The organism is Kitasatospora sp. NPDC002522 (assembly GCF_053595195.1).
The window spans coordinates 126,706-142,033 of the sequence record NZ_JBSFXE010000006.1 but is presented as its reverse complement, the minus strand read 5'-3'; the positions used below and the strand labels follow the sequence as shown (position 1 = coordinate 142,033).

Below are 15,328 nucleotides of genomic sequence, written 5' to 3'. Positions count from 1 at the left end.
GGGCGACGGGGCCGGGGTGGTGTCGGGGAGCGGGTGCCCGGCGGTGAGTTCGGCCCGGGCGGCGGCCTCGCCCGGGAAGTCCGCCGGGGGGCGCAGCCGCTGGCCGGGCTGGCCGGCCAGCTCGTACTTGAGCAGCTTCTGCGCCTTCTCCGGGTCGGTCTCACCGGTGCCGTAGGACGGGCAGAGCGGGGCGATCGCGCAGGCGCCGCACGCGGGTTTGCGGGCGTGGCAGACCCGGCGGCCGTGGAAGATCATCCGGTGCGAGAGCATCGTCCACTCGGACTTCGGGAAGATCGCGCCGACCGCGGCCTCGACCTTCTCCGGGTCCTCCTCGGTGGTCCAGCCGAAGCGGCGGGCGAGGCGACCGAAGTGGGTGTCGACGGTGATGCCGGGCACCCCGAAGGCGTTGCCGAGCACCACGTTGGCGGTCTTGCGGCCCACCCCGGGCAGCGTGACCAGGTCCTCCAGGCGGCCCGGGACCTCGCCGTCGTAGCGGTCGCGCAGCGCGATGGCCAGGCCGATCAGCGACCTGGCCTTGGCGCGGAAGAAGCCGGTCGGGCGAATGATCTCCTCGAGCTCCTCCGGGACGGCGGCGGCGAGGTCCTCCGGGGTCGGGTACGCGGCGAACAGCGCCGGGGTGGTCTGGTTCACCCGCAGGTCGGTGGTCTGCGCCGACAGCACCGTGGCCACCACCAGCTCGAACGGGTTCCGGAAGTCCAACTCCGGGTGCGCGTACGGGTACAGCTCCGCCAGTGCCCGGTTGATCCGCCGGGCCCGCCGCACCGTCGCCAGCGCGGACTCGGGCTTGCTGGGCTTGGCCGCCGGCCGGGGCTTCGTGACCTTGCTCTCTGCCATGGACGAAGGCTACGCCGCCCGGGACGGCCCCCGGGCCACCTTGAGGCGGGTGACGAATCGACCGATCAGTTTCCGAGAAGCCGCCGGAGTTGATCCTTCCTACGATGAGACACGTCACCAGCGAACGGAAACGGGAGGACCGGCGATGACGGAGAGTCAGAAGCACGAGGGTTTCACGGCGGACGAGCGCGCGGCCATGAAGGAGCGGGCCCGGGAGCTGAAGGCGGAGTCCAAGCGGGTGTCGGCGGCGGCGAAGGCCGCCGAGGCGGAGAAGGACCTGCTGGAGAAGATCGCCGAGATGCCGCACGAGGACCGGGTGCTGGCCGAGCGCTTCCACCAGATCGTCACCAGCGTCGCGCCGGAGCTGGCCCCGAAGACCTGGTACGGCATGCCCGCGTACAACAACGCGGACGGCAAGCCGGTCTGCTTCTTCCAGAGCGCGGCCAAGTTCAAGGCCCGCTACGCGATGATCGGGTTCAGTGACAGCGCCCGGCTGGACGACGGCGAGATGTGGCCGGTGTACTTCGCCATCGCCGACCTCCGCGAGGCCGAGGCGGAGCGGATCAGCGAGCTGGTCAAGCGGGCCGTCAGCTGACCGGCCGCTGACGGCCGCGCGTCGGTCGCCGCCCTCCGGACGCCCTGTTCCTCAGTCCCGGAACAGGGCGTTCAGCGTGCCGAAGTCCAGCGCGCCGTCCAGGGTGTGCAGGCTGCCGGGGCCGAGCAGTTCCGCGGCGGCGCGGTGCGCGGCGGTGTACGCGGCCTGCGCGAGCGCGGTGCCCAGGCTGATCCGGCGCACCCCGGCGGCGGCGAGCTCGGCGACGGTCGGGCCGCCCGGGACGGCCATCGCGTTCACCGGCAGCGGCGAGCGGGCGGTGAGGTCGGCGAGCTGCGGCAGGTCGAGCAGGCCGGGGACGAACAGCGAGTCGGCGCCGGCCGCCGCGTACGCCTCGGCGCGGCGCAGCACCTCGGCCGGCCGGTCGGCGGCGTCGCCGATGCCGAACAGGAAGACGTCGGTGCGGGCGTTCAGCACCAGCTCGGGCAGGCCCGCCGCGGCGGCCGCGGCGCGGGCGGCGCGCAGCCGCTCGGCCTGCGCGGCGGGGTCGAACAGCGGGCCGCCGGGCGCGGTGGAGTCCTCCAGGTTGACGCCGACCGCGCCCGCCTCGACCACGGCGCGGACGGTGGCGGCCACGTCCTCGGGCGCCGGGCCGTAGCCGCCCTCGATGTCGGCGGTGACCGGGACGTCGACCGCGGCGGCGATCCGGCGCACCGCCTCGACCGACTCGGCGCGGGTGAGCCGCTGGCCGTCGCCCCGGCCGGCCGACCAGGAGACGCCGCCGCTGGTGGTGGCGATCGCGGCGGCCCCGGCGGCGGCGATCACCGCGGCGCTGCCGGCGTCCCAGGCGTTGGGCAGCACCAGGACCGCGTTGGCGCTCAGCTTGCGCAGCAGGCGGGCGTGGTCGGTGCGGGGGGTGGTGGGCAGGGACATCAGGACACCGCTCTTCCCTCAGTGGTTCTCCGGTCGTCCTGAATGCTGCCGGAGTCCGAGCGGGTGTTCCGATTGATTAAGCTCGGGCCGAATCCTGAAGGGGGTGCGGCGGATGCGGACACGGCTGGCGCTGTCGGTGGGCGACCTGGCCCGGACCAGGTTCGCGGTCTCGCCGATGTGGGAGGTGGTGACCAGCTTCCGGGCGCTGGCGGCCTCCCCGGTGCCGACCCCGCACCGGTCGTGGGCGGCGCAGGTCCGGCCCCGGCTCGCCGCGGCCGGGCTGGACCGCGGCTGGCTGGCCGCGATGATCCCGCCCAGCGGTCACCTGCCGGACTTCCTCAACCCCGCGCCGACCGGGCATCTCGCGCTCCTGGACGAGGAGCTGACGGCGATTCGGGCCACCGACCCGGCGCTGGTCCGGCACGACCTGGACTGCCTGCGGGCGGACCGCGAGGGCGCCCTGCCGGCCCGGCTGCGGGCGCTGGAACGCGAGCCGGACGAGGCGCTGCGCCGGGTGGCCGCCGAGATCGAGGCGTACTGGGAGCTGGCGCTGGCCCCGTACTGGGCGCGGATCCGCACGGTGCTGGAGGCGGACGTCTTCCAGCGGGCGCGGCAGGTCGCCGAGCAGGGCAGCGCCGGGATGCTCGGCGAGCTGCACGGCACCGTCCGCTGGGACGGCGAGACGCTGCACCTGTCGGAGCGGCACTGCGCGGTCACCCGGATCGCCACCGGCGCGGGGCTGCTGCTGATCCCGTCGGTCTTCGCCTGGCCCAGGGTGCTGACCAGGTCGGTCGGGCCGGACCCGGCTCCCGCGGGAGGTGCTCCCACCCAGCTCTGCTACCCCGCGCTGGCCGCGGCCACCGTCTGGGAGCGCCGTCCGCACCCGCGCGGCGACGGGCTCGCCCAGGTGGTCGGCCGCTCCCGCGCGCAGCTGCTCACCGAGCTGGACTCCCCCGCCTCCACCACCGACCTGGCCCGCCGCTGCGGCCTGTCCCCCGCCGCCGTCTCCCAGCACCTGACCGCGCTGCGCACCGCCGGACTGGTCAGCTCGCACCGGGCCGGCCGCTCCGTGCTGTACGCCCGCACCGGCGTCGCCGACGGGTGGCTGGACGGCGCCGGTTAGCGCGGGCTCTTCCGGACGGCGGGCTCGGGCAGACTGGTGGGGTGGGTTCCCGGTACCGGCAGTGGGCGCCGGCCGTCGCGCCGCGGCGGCAGGTGGCGTGCGTCTGGGTGCGGGAGAGCGACGCGGGGGCGGCGCACCGGCAGTTGATCGTGCCGGACGGGTGCCTCGACCTGCTGTGGGACGGCGCGCAGGTGCAGGTGGTCGGCCCGGACCGGGTCCCGCGGACGGTGCCGGTGCCCGGCGGGACGCGGATGGCCGGGCTGCGGCTGCGACCCGGCGCGGCCGCCCTGCTGCTCGGCCGCACGCCCGCCCGGGAGCTGTGCGACCTGCAGGTGCCGCTGGCCGAACTCGCCCCGGGGACGGCCGAGTTGCTGACCGAGCGACTCGGCACGGCGGGCACCGCGACGGCCGCCGCGGAGCTGCTGGACGCCTTCGCCGCCGAGCTGCGGCCCGGCCGCCCACCCGATCCCCTGGTGGAGCAGGCGGTCGCCGCACTGGGCCGGCCCCGACCGGCCCCGCTCCCCCGGCTCGCCGAACACCTCGGGCTCTCCGAGCGACAGCTGCGCCGGCGCCTGACCGACGCGGTGGGCTACGGGCCGAGCACCCTGCACGGCGTCCTGCGCTTCCAGCGGGCCCTGGCCGCCGCGCGCCGGGACGGCCGCCCGCTCGCCGAGGCGGCGGCGGCCGCCGGGTACGCCGACCAGGCGCACTTCACCAGGGAGGTCCGCCGACTGGCCGGGGTACCGCCGACGACGCTGCTCGGCCGACGGCCGGAGCGCGGGATCGGCTGACCCTGGTGCCACGTGGCACCACATGGCACCACTCTGCCCCCTCGAAGCCACCCCGCCGCGCCAGACACTCCCCTACAGCAACCCTTCGACAGCACGTTTCCGCAGGTCGAAGCCCTAGCGTCACGCCTGGCACCACAATGACACCATTCACGCTTGCGCATGGCATCACCGTGGTGCCATGATGGCGTCATGGACCTCACCCCGTATGTCGACACCCTCCGCCGTGAACTCGCGGTGGCCGCCGAAGCCGGCGGGGACGAAGCACGCGAGCTGGCCGAACGGCTGACCGCTCCGCTGGAGTCGGCCACCCGGCTGACCATGCTCAACGTGCTCTCCGCGGCGATGGACGAGATCACCCGGGAACTCGCGCCCGGCTCGGTCGACGTACGGCTGCGCGGACTGAACCCCGACTTCGTGGTGACGCTGCCGCACACCGACAGCGCCCCCGCGGTGCCGGCCACGCAGGTCGAGACGGCCAAGGCCCAGGCAGCCGTCGAGGGCGACGAGGGTGGCACCGCCCGGGTCAACCTGCGGCTTCCGGCCCAGCTCAAGGCGCGGGCCGAGGAGTCCGCGAACCGCGAGGGGCTGTCGGTCAACGCGTGGCTGGTCCGGGCGGTGTCGGCCGCGGTCGACTCCGGCGGACGGCCGCAGGCGGCGGGGACGACCCAGACCGTCGGACAGAGCATCACCGGCTGGGTGCGCTAGCCGCACCCCGCAGCACCTCACCTTCACTCCACCGCTCCCCACCTGCGGGGACGCCCCGAAGACCCAAGAGGACGGGACAGCCATGCCTTCTTTCGACACCTCCGGACCGATCTCCGTCGTCTCCCACGTGGAGGCCGGCTCCATCCGCTTCACCGCCGCCGACCGCTTCGACGCCACCGTCGACGTCCAGCCCCGCGACCCGAAGAAGGACCAGGACGTGCGGGCCGCCCAGCAGACCGAGGTCGGCCTCGCGGGCAACGTACTGATCATCAGGACCCCCAAGTCGCGCACCTCGCTGCGCCGTCCGGGCGTGGTCGACGTGACGGTCGGACTGCCCACGGGCTCCGGCGTCGAGCTGACCGGCGCGTGGACGCAGGTGCTCGGCGAGGGGCGGCTCGGCGAGGTCCGGGTGAAGACCAGCTCCGGCGACGTCCGGCTGGACACCACCGGGCCGCTGAGCCTGATCGCCTCGCACGGCTCGATCACCGTGGAGCGGGTCGAGGGCTCGGCGGAGATCACCACCAGCTCCGGCAGCCTGCGGGTCGGCGAGGTCGGCGGCTCGGCCGTCCTGAAGAACTCGCACGGCACCACCGTCGTCGGCGCCGCGGGCGGCGAGCTGCGGGTGAGCGGCGCCAACGGCGACATCGACATCCGGCTGGCCGAGGACTCGGTCTTCGCGGCCACCGCGCACGGCACCCTGCGGGTCGGCGAAGTGGCGCGCGGCGAGGTCCAGTTGGAGACCTCCTACGGCGCCATCGAGGTCGGCATCCGGCGCGGCACCGCCGCCTGGCTGGACGTCCACTCGGCCAACGGGCAGGTCCGCAACATGCTCAGCTCCACCGAGGCGCCGGAGCAGCCCGAGGAGACCGTACGGATCCACGCGCGCACCCGCTACGGCAACATCGACGTCCTCCGGGCCCGCGGCTGACGACCGGTCAGCAACCGCACCGCCCCACCCCCACCAGCCACTTCAGCCTTCAACGGGAGGGTTCCATGCCTTCTTATGTCATGCCCACACCCAGGACGAGTGTCGATCCGCAGCCGCCCGCCGCCATCTCCGCCGTCGGGCTGCGCAAGTCCTACGGCGACAAGACCGTCCTGGACGGCATCGACCTGGCCGTCCCCGCCGGGACGATCTTCGCCCTGCTGGGCCCGAACGGTGCCGGCAAGACCACCGCCGTCAAGATCCTCTCCACCCTGATCTCCGCCGACGAGGGCCAGGCCCAGGTGGCCGGCCACGACGTGGCGAAGGCACCGCAGCGGGTCCGCGCCGCGATCGGCGTCACCGGCCAGTTCTCCGCCGTCGACGGCCTGATCACCGGCGAGGAGAACATGCTCCTGATGGCCGACCTGCACCACCTCCCCAAGACCGAGGGCCGCCGCGTCACCACCGAACTCCTCACCCGCCTCGACCTCCTAGACGCCGCCCAGAAGCCCGCCGCGTCCTACTCCGGCGGCATGAAACGCCGCCTCGACATCGCCATGACCCTGGTCGGCAGCCCCCGCATCATCTTCCTCGACGAACCCACCACCGGACTCGACCCCCGCGCCCGCCACGCCATGTGGCAGATCATCCGCGACCTCGTCCGCGACGGCGTCACCGTCCTGCTCACCACCCAGTACCTCGAGGAAGCCGACCAACTCGCCGACCGCATCGCCGTCCTCAACCACGGCCACATCGTCGCCGAAGGCACCGCCGACGAACTCAAGCGCCTCATCCCCGGCGGCCACGTCCGCCTCCGCTTCACCGACCCCACCGCCTACCGCCACGCCGCCACCGCCCTCCCCGACGCAGCCCCCGACCACGACGCCCTCGCCCTCCAACTCCCCAGCGACGGCAGCCAACACGACCTGCGCACCCTCCTCGACCGCCTCCACACCGCCCACATCGAAGCCGACGAACTCACCGTCCACACCCCCGACCTCGACGACGTCTTCTTCGCCCTCACCGGCGGCGCCGCCACGTCGGACCTGCCCAAGGAGAATGCCCGATGAGCTCCCTGTCGCTCGCCGTGCGCGACTCGTCGACGATGCTGCGCCGCAACCTGCTGCACGCCCGCCGCTACCCGTCGATGACGCTGAACCTGCTGCTCACCCCGGTGATGCTGCTACTGCTCTTCGTCTACATCTTCGGCGACACCATGAGCGCCGGGATCGGCGGCGGGGCGGACCGGTCCGCGTACCTCGACTACCTGCTGCCGGGCATCCTGCTGCTGACCATCGGCGGCACCACGATCGGCAGCGCGGTCTCGGTCGCGATGGACATGACCGAGGGCATCATCGCCCGCTTCCGCACCATGGCCATCCACCGCGGCTCGGTGCTGATCGGACACGTCGTCGGCAGCGTCATCCAGTGCATGGCGAGCGTGCTGCTGGTCGGCGCGGTCGGGGTGGCGATCGGGTTCCGGTCCAAGGACGCGACCGCGCTGGAGTGGCTGGCGGCGTTCGGACTGCTGACCCTGGTCTCCCTGGCGCTCACCTGGATCGCCGTCGGCATGGGCCTGGTCAGCCCGAACGCGGAGGCGGCGAGCAACAACGCGCTGCCGCTGATGGTCCTGCCGCTGCTGTCCTCGGCCTTCGTGCCGCTGCACTCGATGCCGGGCTGGTTCCAGCCGATCGCCCAGTACCAGCCCTTCACCCCCGCCATCGAAACCCTGCGCGGACTGCTCCTCGGCACCGCGATCGGCAACAACTGGTGGATCGCGCTGGCCTGGTGCGTGGCCCTGACCGCGCTCGGCTACCGCTGGTCGAAGGCGGTGTACAACCGCGACCCGAAGTGACGGCTCCACGGCTCCCGCGAGCGGTCGAGGGCGGCGCACCCGGTGCGCCGCCCTCGCGCGTCGATTGACGGTGCGTCAGCCCGTCTCGTCGTACGCCCGCAGGGTCAGCAGCGCGCCGAGGGTGACGCCCGGGCGGGCCTCCGACTCGGTGGCGGCGGACCAGCGGGCCCAGTTGATCGGCCAGCCGCCGTCCGGCTGCTGGGCGGCGGCGAGGTGGGCGAGGCCGCGTTCGAGTTCCGCGTCGGTGAACCAGGCGCGGGCCAGGCTATCCGGGCGCGGCGCGTAGTCGTGCGGCAGGTGGTACTCGCCGGGGGCGTAGCCGGGCGCCGGGCGGACCTGCTCGGGGTGCGCCGGGTCGAGCAGGACCAGCCCCTGTTCGCGCACCGCCGCGCCGAGCCGGGCGGCCTGGCGGCGGGCCCACGCGCGGTCGGGCGCGCCGTCCAGGTAGCTGACGGCGGCGATCAGTTCGTACGGGTGGGTCTGCTCCAGTTGCTCGACGGCGCGGCGGCAGAAGGCGTCGGCGGTGCGCACCCACGGGTGGTCGACGCCGTGGCGCAGCAGCGGGCCGGCGATCTGGCCGGTGGCGAGCAGGTCGGCGGGAGGGTCGTCGGCGATCGGCAGGAACGGCGGGTGGGGGTACGGGCGGAGGCTGGGCAGGACGGCGGGCACCCCGCCGTCGGGGGTGGTGACGCCGGTCAGCCAGTCGCAGAGCCCGCGGGCGCGCTGGTCGCCGGGCAGCGCGCCGGCCTCGGCGAGGGTGCGGGCGGCGGCGATGGCGGCCAGCGGTTGCGGGGCGGGGCCGCGGACGTCGGGTTCCAGGCCGAAGGCGTAGCCGCCGTCCGGGGTGCGGTAGGCGTCCAGGGCGGCGAGGAGGCCCGCGGGGTCGCCGCCGTCGAAGTGCAGGGCGAAGCGGCGCTGCTCCAGGACCCGGCCGCCCGTCCAGAGGAAGCCGGCGGCGCGCTCGATGATGCTGTCGTCGATCCATGCCATGCCTCGACGGTAGGCGGCTCAGCACGGTGCGGTCTTGAACGAATCGGCCGTCGCCGCGGAGGCTGGGAAAGAAACTCCGCCGCCACCGATGAGTTCGGCCCGCCCGCCCCGTCCGATCCTGTGACGGCAGCACACCGCACGGATGGAGCAGACAGATGAGCGTCAAGGGACCGGCCAGCTACTTCCCCTCGATCGAGCAGAAGTACGGGCGCCCGATCGCCGAGTGGCAGCAGGTGATCCGCGAGTCGCCGCTGACCAGGCACATGGAGCTGGTCGGCTGGCTGAAGACCGAGCACGGCCTCGGCCACGGCCACGCCAACGCGCTGGTCGCGGCCACGCTGGCCGAGCAGAACTGACGACCTTTCGCCTTCGTTGGGGAGTTCCGAGATGACCGGCACCACCAGCAGCAGCGTCACCTCCGCCGACGGCACCCGGATCGCGTACACGGCCACCGGCAGCGGACCGGCCGTGGTGGTCGTGGACGGTGCGCTGTGCTACCGCGGGTTCGGCCCGGCGGCCGGGATCGCCCGGCAACTCGCCGACGGGTACCGGGTGTTCACGTACGACCGGCGCGGTCGCGGCGAGAGCGAGCCGGGTGGCGGGCCCGCGGCCTCGGGGGGCCCGGCGGGCGGGGGCCGGGAGCGGGAGGTGGCGGACCTGGCGGCGGTGATCGCCGCGGCGGGCGGCAGCGCGGCGCTGGTCGGCCTGTCCTCCGGCGCGGCGCTCGCGCTGGCGGCGGCCGGCGCGGGCATCGGAGTGACCCGGGTGGTCGCGTACGAGCCGCCGTTCAGCACCGACGACGGGCAGCGCGGCCGGTTCAAGGAGTACGTGGCCGGGATGGAGCAGGACCTCGCCGCCGGGCGGCCCGGGGACGCGGTGGCGCGCTTCATGACCTTCGTCGGCACGCCCGCCGGGATGCTCGCCCAGTTCCGGGAGTCGCCGCTCTGGGAGGTGTTCGAGCAGGTGGGCCCGTCGCTGGCCAACGACGTGGAGGTGCTGGACGGGCGCGAGGGCGCCGACGTGCCGACCGCGCGGCTGGCCGAACTCGCCCTGCCGGTCCTGCTGGTGGACGGCGAGCTGGCCTCCGCGACGATGCGGGCGGGCGTCCGGGCGGCCGCCGCCGCGGTACCCGGCGCCGGGTACCGCACGCTGGCGGGGCAGACCCACGACGTGCAGCCGGCCGTGCTGGCGAAGGCCGCGGCGGAGTTCTTCGCCCAGGGCTGAGCGGCGCCGCCGCGGTTTCCGAACGACGGTCAGACCTCCCGCTCCGGCGCCTCGGTGAGGCGTCGGAACAGGCTGCTCAGGGCGCTGCCGTCCAGCGCCGGGAGATCGCCGGCGGGGTGGCCGGCCGGGGCGAAGAAGGCCCGGTCGACCGCCTCGACGGCGGGGATCGCCGCGCGGGCGAGCTCGACCCCGCGCGGGGTGATCCGCAGGCGGCGGGCCCGGGTGTCGTCCGGGTCCGTCGCCCGGTGCAGCAGGCCCTTGGCCTCCAGCTTCCGGACCACCTGCGAGGTGGTCCGGACGTCCGTCCCGGCCTGCCGGGACAGCTCCTGCTGGTTGGGGGCGGCGCCCTGCTCGTTCAGCCACCAGGCGCAGGACAGCAGCACGAACTGGGCGTGCGTCAGGTCGTGCGGGGCGAGGGCCGCCGCGATCTCGCGCTGCCAGCGCAGGGTGGTGTGCCAGAGCCAGAAGCCGGGGCTGCGGCCGGGGCCGTCGACCAGACCGTCCATCAGGCGGCGCCCTCCGCCCGGGCCAGCAGGCCGGCCATCGCCTCCGGGAAGTCCTCGGTGATCTGCGGGCCGAGCTCGGGGGCGATCTGCCCGGCCTCCGGGCCGGTGATCTCCAGCCGGTGCAGGACCCTGGTGCCGCCGCCGGGCAGCGCGGTCAGCGTGTGGGCGAAGCGCAGGGTGACGCCGCCGAACTCGGTCTGGTCGGCGTACGCGACGTTCTCCTCGATCCGGACGATCACCGACTCGATCGGCTCCTGGCCGGTCGGGGTCATCACCACCTTCGCCCCGACCTCGAACGCGCCCTGCAGCACGACCGACTCCATCGAGGTGTCCCAACTCGCCCAGCCGTTCAGGTCGCTGAGCACCGCCCAGACGTCCTGCGGCGCGGCGGCGGTCTCGGCGCTGTACTCGTGCTCCCACATGGTCGGCTCCCCTTCGCCACTGAGATTGTCTATGCAGAGACTATCTCCGTGCGGATCATCTCGCAACCGTGCGCCGTCGAGGACTCCGAACCGGGGTGAAAGGCGCTGCGACGCGGTCTGCGGCCCTGCTACGGTCGGGGCACCTACCTGGCTGTACCAAGGAGCAGATCCCCGATGCATGATGCCCGCGTCCTGATCGACCTGGGGGACGAAGCCGTCCGGCTTCTGGCGCGCCGCGGCTACCAGTTGGACCTGTCCGCGCTGCAGGAGCTGCAGTCCCGCCGCAACGGCGGGATCCAGGCCGGCGACGAGCTGCGGGCCCGTTCCAAGCAGGTCGCCCAGGAGGTGCAGCGCACCGCCAAGTCGGGCGGGGACGTCTCCGAGCTGAAGGAGAGCGCCCGCGCGCTGAAGGAGCAGGTCCAGCAGAACGAGGCCGAACTGGAGCAGGTCCAGCAGGAGTTGACGGAGCTGCTGCTGACCATCCCGAACCTGCCCGCGGACGAGGCCCCGGACGGCAACTCCGACGCGGACGCCCTCGAGCTGCGCAAGGTCGGCACCCCGCCGGCCTTCGACTTCGCCCCCAAGGACCACGTCGACCTCGGCGAGGCGATGGGCATCCTGGACTTCGGCCGCGCCACCAAGCTGTCGGGCTCGCGGTTCAGCGTGCTGCGCGGCGTCGGCGCCGCCCTGGAGCGCGCGGTGGTCTCGCTGCTGCTGGACCTGCACACCCGTCAGCACGGCTACGTCGAGCACGCGGTGCCGTACCTGGTGAACCGGCGGACCATGACCGGCACCGGCCAGCTGCCGAAGTTCGAGGAGGACCTGTTCCGCACCGGCACCGCCGACCGGGACCTGTACCTGATCCCGACCGCCGAGGTGCCGCTGACCAACCTGTACGCGGACGAGATCGTCCCGCCCGCCGAGCTGCCGCTGGCGCTGACCGCGCACACCCCGTGCTTCCGCTCCGAGGCGGGCTCGTACGGGCGCGACACCCGCGGCCTGATCCGGCTCCACCAGTTCTCCAAGGTGGAGATGGTGCGGATCTGCGCGCCCGAGCAGGCGAACGAGCAGATGCTGCTGATGGTCTCGCACGCCGAGGCCTGCCTGCAGGCGCTGGAACTCGCGTACCGCGTGGTCGCCCTGGCGGCCGGTGACACCGGGTTCTCCGCGCGGCTGACCTACGACCTGGAGGTGTGGCTGCCCAGCCAGGACACCTACCGCGAGGTCTCCTCGGTCTCCGACTTCGGCACCTTCCAGGGGCGCCGGGCCGGCATCCGCACCCGCGACGAGAACGGCAAGCCCACCCCCGCCGCCACCGTCAACGGCTCCGGCCTGCCGCTGGGCCGCACCATCGCCGCCGTCCTGGAGCAGCACCAGCAGGCCGACGGCTCGGTGCTGCTGCCGAAGGCGCTGCACAAGTACCTCGGCTTCGCGCGGATCGCCGCCGACGGCACGCCGCAGGAGTAAGCAGCACCACGGACGATCAGCCACCATCAGGGGCCCTGGCGGTGGCTGATCGTTCTGCGTTCCTGAGGGGCGGGCGGCCTGACGCCGCGTTACCGTCGGGAGATGGGTGAAGTGGCGCTGGCGAGGGTCGCCGTCGGGTGCGGGGTGGCGGCGGTGGCGGTGCTGGCCGCCGGGGCGGGGTTGCGGGGCGCGCTGGTGGTCGCGGTCGGGGTGGTGGCGCTGGCACTGATGGCGGCCGGGATGTGGTGGGCGCTGTCGCGGCGCGGCCCGGTGCGCTGGCTGGGCGCGGCACTGGCGGTGGCAGCCCCGGCGGGCGCGGTGGCGCTGTACGTGGGCGGCGGGACCTGGCCGTGGGTGCTGGGCGCGGTGGCGCTGTGGGCGGTGGGGTTGGCCTTCGCCCGGGCGGCGCTGCGCAAGGCGCGCGGTGAGCAGCAGATGCCGGAGCGGACGGTCGACGCGCCCCGCAAGCCGGTGCTCATCATGAACCCGAAGTCCGGCGGCGGGAAGGTGGAGCGCTTCCACCTGGCCGAACGGGCACGGGAGTTGGGCGCCGAGGTGGTGCTGCTCGACCCGACGGCGTGGCAGGACGTGGTGGAACTCGCCGAACGGGCCGTCGCCGAGGGCGCGGACCTGCTCGGGGTGGCCGGCGGCGACGGCACCCAGGCGCTGGTGGCCCAGGTCGCGGCCCGGCACGGGCTGCCGTTCCTGGTGGTGTCGGCGGGCACCCGCAACCACTTCGCGATGGACCTGGGCCTGGACCGCACCGACCCCGGCCGCTGCCTGGACGCGCTGACCGACGGAGTGGAGGTACGGGTCGACCTCGGCGAGGTGTCGGGCCGGGCGTTCGTCAACAACGTGTCGTTCGGCACGTACGCGGAGATCGTCCAGCGCCCCGAGTACCGGGACGCCAAGGCGACGACCGTCCTGGCCATGCTGCCGGACCTGCTGGTCGGCTACGCGGGCGCCCGGCTGACCGCCTCGGCCGGGGAGCGGCGGCTGGAGCAGCCGCAGGCGGTGCTGGTCAGCAACAACCCCTACGACGCAGGGGACTTGCTGGATCCCGGGCGGCGTTCGCGGATGGACCGCGGACTGCTGGGTGTGCTGGGCGTGCGGGTCGACGGCGCGGCGCAGGCCGCGGACCTGGCGTTGCGCGGTACGAATGCGGAGGCGGTGACGGTGCTGACGGGTCGGGAGGTGCTGGTGACGGCGGATACGGCGAGCATTCCGGTGGCGGTGGACGGCGAGGCGTTGGAGCTGGCGGTGCCGGTGCGCTGCGTGATCCGCCCGGCGGCGCTGCGGGTACGGGTCCCGCGGCACCGGCCGGGCCCGGTGCAGGCGGTGCCGACGGTGCGGTGGAGCCGGCTGGCCCAGCTCGCGGCGGGCCGGACCGAGACCGACGGCGGTGCCCGATGAGGGCGGTGACGCGCTGGGCGCTGGCCGGTCGGCAGGTGGTCGCGGACCTGGCGGCGGTGGACGAGGCGGTGTACGTCGCGGTGGCGGCGACCCCGACACCGGCGCTGGACCAGGGGCTGCGGCGCCTGTCGACGGCGGCCGACAACTCCAAGTTGTCGATCGCGGCGGCCTGCGCCCTCGCCCTGGCACCGGGCGCGCCGCGCCGGGCGGCGCTGGTCGGGCTGGGGTCGGTGGCGGTGGCCTCGGCGGCGGCGAACCTGCTCGGCAAGTCGCTGGCCCGCCGCCCGCGCCCGGACCGGGAGGCGGGCAGGGTGCCGGAGAGCCGGCACGTGCCGATGCCGGAGTCGGCCTCCTTCCCCTCCGGCCACACCGCCTCGGCGTTCGCCTTCGCCACCGGGGTGGCGTCCCGGCTGCCGTGGGCAGCGGCGCCGCTGGGCCTGCTGGCGCTGTCGGTGGGGTACTCACGGGTGCACACCGGGGTGCACTACCCGGGCGACGTGGTCGCGGGCGCGCTGCTGGGCACGGTGGCGGGCAGCGTGGTCGCGGGCGTCGACGCGCACTGGCTCGGCGGACGGCACTGCTGACCGTCCGTCAGGGTTCGCGACGCGGCGGGTGCCGGGCGCGGTGCCGACGTGACCGGTGCCGGGCGCGGCGCGACGCGCCCACCGTGCCGCAGTCCACGCCTACCTCGCCTACCGCGCCGTTTCGATCCGCGTCGCGAGTTCGGTGAGGGCCTCGCCCAGCGGGCGGTCCACCCGGACGCCGGCCAGCTCGTCGCCGCGGGTCGGGCCCTGGTTGACGATGGCCACCGGCTTGCCGGTCTTCGCCGCGTGGCGGACGAAGCGCAGGCCGGACAGGACGGCCAGCGAGGAGCCCAGGACCAGCAGCGCCCGGCTGTCGTCCACCAGGCGGTAGCAGAGATCGACCCGCTCCTTGGGGACGCTCTCGCCGAAGAACACCACGTCCGGCTTGAGGACCCCGCCGCACGTGGTGCACTCGGCGACCGTGAAACCGGCCACCAGGTCGTCCGGGAGTTCGACGTCGCCGTCCGGGTTCACCCGGGAGCCGGCGTCCTGGAAGTGCGGGTTGAGTGCGGCGAGGCGCTCGTCGAGTTCGGTGCGGGTGGTGGTCCGGCGGCAGTCCAGGCAGATCACCCGGTCCAGGCCGCCGTGCAGCTCGACCGCGTCCGCGGTGCCCGCCGCGCGGTGCAGGCCGTCGACGTTCTGGGTGATCACCGCGGAGAGGTGGCCGGAGGCGCGCAGCTCGGCCACCGCGCGGTGGCCGGCGTTCGGTCGGGCCCGCGAGATCACCGCCCGGCCGGCGTGGCTGCGCGCCCAGTAGCGCCGCCTGGCCTCCGCCTGTGCCACGAACTCCTGGTACGTCATCGGCGCGCGGTGGCGCCGCACCCCGTTCGGCCCGCGGTAGTCCGGGATCCCGGACTCGGTCGACAGTCCGGCGCCGCTCAGCACCACCACACCGCCGGCCGCGACCAGCTCCGCCACCGCCACGAGTCCGCTGTCATCCGCCGCAGTCATGTGGTCCATTGTCCGCCAAGGGCGGGGGGTC

At 74.4% G+C, this 15,328-nt stretch carries 17 protein-coding genes and 1 pseudogene; 12 read left to right on the top strand and 6 right to left on the bottom strand.

Translation table 11 applies throughout. From position 1 onward, the window contains the following. Nucleotides 1-60: 60 nt before the first annotated feature. Nucleotides 61-855: pseudogene (gene nth / locus ACWD4U_RS07020) on the bottom strand (endonuclease III); the annotation flags it as partial. 145 nt (nucleotides 856-1,000) lie between these two features. Between nth and ACWD4U_RS07015 the strand changes: the two are divergent. Further along, nucleotides 1,001-1,450, top strand: a complete 450-nt coding sequence (locus ACWD4U_RS07015) for an iron chaperone (protein ID WP_363454554.1) — start codon at nucleotides 1,001-1,003, stop codon at nucleotides 1,448-1,450. A gap of 51 nt (nucleotides 1,451-1,501) precedes the next feature. Here the strand turns inward: ACWD4U_RS07015 and ACWD4U_RS07010 are convergent, their stop codons facing one another. After that, nucleotides 1,502-2,341, bottom strand: a complete 840-nt coding sequence (locus ACWD4U_RS07010; protein ID WP_363454552.1) for an isocitrate lyase/PEP mutase family protein — start codon at nucleotides 2,339-2,341, stop codon at nucleotides 1,502-1,504. Nucleotides 2,342-2,453: 112 nt separating this feature from the next. On the opposite strand from ACWD4U_RS07010, the gene ACWD4U_RS07005 reads away from it, so the two are divergent. The 6 genes from ACWD4U_RS07005 to ACWD4U_RS06980 all read left to right on the top strand — a co-directional run bounded on the left by ACWD4U_RS07005 (nucleotide 2,454) and on the right by ACWD4U_RS06980 (nucleotide 7,740). Next, entirely contained in the window at nucleotides 2,454-3,464 is a 1,011-nt protein-coding gene (locus ACWD4U_RS07005) for an ArsR/SmtB family transcription factor (RefSeq protein ID WP_363454550.1), read from the top strand. A 41-nt stretch (nucleotides 3,465-3,505) separates the two neighbouring features. Then, entirely contained in the window at nucleotides 3,506-4,255 is a 750-nt protein-coding gene (locus tag ACWD4U_RS07000; RefSeq protein ID WP_363454548.1) for a helix-turn-helix domain-containing protein, read from the top strand. A 189-nt stretch (nucleotides 4,256-4,444) separates the two neighbouring features. Then, nucleotides 4,445-4,960 carry a hypothetical protein gene (locus ACWD4U_RS06995; protein ID WP_363454546.1) on the top strand — a complete coding sequence of 172 codons (516 nt, stop codon included), beginning with the start codon at nucleotides 4,445-4,447 and terminating at the stop codon, nucleotides 4,958-4,960. A gap of 82 nt (nucleotides 4,961-5,042) precedes the next feature. Continuing rightward, complete coding sequence (locus tag ACWD4U_RS06990; protein WP_363454544.1) at nucleotides 5,043-5,888, top strand: DUF4097 family beta strand repeat-containing protein; 846 nt, start codon at nucleotides 5,043-5,045, stop codon at nucleotides 5,886-5,888. A gap of 65 nt (nucleotides 5,889-5,953) precedes the next feature. Next, entirely contained in the window at nucleotides 5,954-6,955 is a 1,002-nt protein-coding gene (locus ACWD4U_RS06985; RefSeq protein ID WP_449787125.1) for an ATP-binding cassette domain-containing protein, read from the top strand. Further along, on the top strand, nucleotides 6,952-7,740 hold the full coding sequence (locus tag ACWD4U_RS06980) for an ABC transporter permease (RefSeq protein WP_363454542.1): 789 nt from the start codon (nucleotides 6,952-6,954) through the stop codon (nucleotides 7,738-7,740). The genes ACWD4U_RS06985 and ACWD4U_RS06980 overlap by 4 nt, the downstream gene beginning before the upstream one ends. A 75-nt stretch (nucleotides 7,741-7,815) precedes the next feature. Here ACWD4U_RS06980 and ACWD4U_RS06975 read toward each other — a convergent pair whose 3' ends face one another. Further along, on the bottom strand, nucleotides 7,816-8,730 hold the full coding sequence (locus tag ACWD4U_RS06975; RefSeq protein ID WP_363454540.1) for a hypothetical protein: 915 nt from the start codon (nucleotides 8,728-8,730) through the stop codon (nucleotides 7,816-7,818). Between the two features lie 155 nt (nucleotides 8,731-8,885). Between ACWD4U_RS06975 and ACWD4U_RS06970 the strand changes: the two genes are divergently transcribed. Together ACWD4U_RS06970 and ACWD4U_RS06965 are read left to right on the top strand one after the other, a co-directional pair. Beyond that, nucleotides 8,886-9,086 carry a DUF4287 domain-containing protein gene (locus tag ACWD4U_RS06970; RefSeq protein ID WP_363454538.1) on the top strand — a complete coding sequence of 67 codons (201 nt, stop codon included), beginning with the start codon at nucleotides 8,886-8,888 and terminating at the stop codon, nucleotides 9,084-9,086. A gap of 31 nt (nucleotides 9,087-9,117) precedes the next feature. Beyond that, entirely contained in the window at nucleotides 9,118-9,954 is an 837-nt protein-coding gene (locus ACWD4U_RS06965) for an alpha/beta fold hydrolase (protein ID WP_363454536.1), read from the top strand. A gap of 29 nt (nucleotides 9,955-9,983) precedes the next feature. On the opposite strand, the gene ACWD4U_RS06960 is transcribed toward ACWD4U_RS06965, so the two are convergent. Both ACWD4U_RS06960 and ACWD4U_RS06955 read right to left on the bottom strand, forming a co-directional pair. Then, nucleotides 9,984-10,460, bottom strand: coding sequence for a MarR family winged helix-turn-helix transcriptional regulator (locus ACWD4U_RS06960; RefSeq protein WP_363454534.1), 477 nt, complete (start codon nucleotides 10,458-10,460; stop codon nucleotides 9,984-9,986). Continuing rightward, complete coding sequence (locus ACWD4U_RS06955; protein ID WP_363454532.1) at nucleotides 10,460-10,882, bottom strand: SRPBCC family protein; 423 nt, start codon at nucleotides 10,880-10,882, stop codon at nucleotides 10,460-10,462. The genes ACWD4U_RS06960 and ACWD4U_RS06955 overlap by 1 nt, the downstream gene beginning before the upstream one ends. 174 nt (nucleotides 10,883-11,056) lie before the next feature. Between ACWD4U_RS06955 and serS the strand changes: the two genes are divergently transcribed. From serS to ACWD4U_RS06940, 3 genes are all read left to right on the top strand, one after another. After that, the gene (gene serS / locus ACWD4U_RS06950; RefSeq protein ID WP_363454530.1) at nucleotides 11,057-12,349 is read left to right on the top strand and encodes a serine--tRNA ligase; all 1,293 of its coding nucleotides are present in this window, start codon (nucleotides 11,057-11,059) and stop codon (nucleotides 12,347-12,349) included. 102 nt (nucleotides 12,350-12,451) lie between these two features. Continuing rightward, complete coding sequence (locus tag ACWD4U_RS06945; RefSeq protein WP_363454528.1) at nucleotides 12,452-13,762, top strand: diacylglycerol/lipid kinase family protein; 1,311 nt, start codon at nucleotides 12,452-12,454, stop codon at nucleotides 13,760-13,762. Further along, nucleotides 13,759-14,346: a phosphatase PAP2 family protein gene (locus ACWD4U_RS06940; RefSeq protein WP_363454526.1), complete on the top strand. Its 588-nt coding sequence runs from the start codon at nucleotides 13,759-13,761 to the stop codon at nucleotides 14,344-14,346. Before ACWD4U_RS06945 ends, ACWD4U_RS06940 begins: the two co-directional genes overlap by 4 nt. A 108-nt stretch (nucleotides 14,347-14,454) precedes the next feature. Here ACWD4U_RS06940 and ACWD4U_RS06935 read toward each other — a convergent pair whose 3' ends face one another. Then, on the bottom strand, nucleotides 14,455-15,306 hold the full coding sequence (locus ACWD4U_RS06935; protein WP_363454524.1) for an NAD-dependent protein deacetylase: 852 nt from the start codon (nucleotides 15,304-15,306) through the stop codon (nucleotides 14,455-14,457). Nucleotides 15,307-15,328: the final 22 nt, after the last annotated feature.

Bases quoted from the DNA above. Each gene is read 5' to 3' on its own strand.
- ACWD4U_RS06975 (WP_363454540.1), bottom strand. From the start codon at position 8,730: ATGGCATGGATCGACGACAGCATCATCGAGCGCGCCGCCGGCTTCCTC.
- ACWD4U_RS06985 (WP_449787125.1), top strand. From the start codon at position 5,954: ATGCCTTCTTATGTCATGCCCACACCCAGGACGAGTGTCGATCCGCAG.
- ACWD4U_RS06960 (WP_363454534.1), bottom strand. From the start codon at position 10,460: ATGGACGGTCTGGTCGACGGCCCCGGCCGCAGCCCCGGCTTCTGGCTC.
- ACWD4U_RS06970 (WP_363454538.1), top strand. From the start codon at position 8,886: ATGAGCGTCAAGGGACCGGCCAGCTACTTCCCCTCGATCGAGCAGAAG.
- ACWD4U_RS06940 (WP_363454526.1), top strand. From the start codon at position 13,759: ATGAGGGCGGTGACGCGCTGGGCGCTGGCCGGTCGGCAGGTGGTCGCG.
- ACWD4U_RS06995 (WP_363454546.1), top strand. From the start codon at position 4,445: ATGGACCTCACCCCGTATGTCGACACCCTCCGCCGTGAACTCGCGGTG.
- ACWD4U_RS07015 (WP_363454554.1), top strand. From the start codon at position 1,001: ATGACGGAGAGTCAGAAGCACGAGGGTTTCACGGCGGACGAGCGCGCG.
- ACWD4U_RS06955 (WP_363454532.1), bottom strand. From the start codon at position 10,882: ATGTGGGAGCACGAGTACAGCGCCGAGACCGCCGCCGCGCCGCAGGAC.
- ACWD4U_RS06990 (WP_363454544.1), top strand. From the start codon at position 5,043: ATGCCTTCTTTCGACACCTCCGGACCGATCTCCGTCGTCTCCCACGTG.
- ACWD4U_RS06965 (WP_363454536.1), top strand. From the start codon at position 9,118: ATGACCGGCACCACCAGCAGCAGCGTCACCTCCGCCGACGGCACCCGG.
- serS (WP_363454530.1), top strand. From the start codon at position 11,057: ATGCATGATGCCCGCGTCCTGATCGACCTGGGGGACGAAGCCGTCCGG.
- ACWD4U_RS07010 (WP_363454552.1), bottom strand. From the start codon at position 2,341: ATGTCCCTGCCCACCACCCCCCGCACCGACCACGCCCGCCTGCTGCGC.
- ACWD4U_RS06980 (WP_363454542.1), top strand. From the start codon at position 6,952: ATGAGCTCCCTGTCGCTCGCCGTGCGCGACTCGTCGACGATGCTGCGC.
- ACWD4U_RS07005 (WP_363454550.1), top strand. From the start codon at position 2,454: ATGCGGACACGGCTGGCGCTGTCGGTGGGCGACCTGGCCCGGACCAGG.
- ACWD4U_RS06945 (WP_363454528.1), top strand. From the start codon at position 12,452: ATGGGTGAAGTGGCGCTGGCGAGGGTCGCCGTCGGGTGCGGGGTGGCG.
- ACWD4U_RS06935 (WP_363454524.1), bottom strand. From the start codon at position 15,306: ATGGACCACATGACTGCGGCGGATGACAGCGGACTCGTGGCGGTGGCG.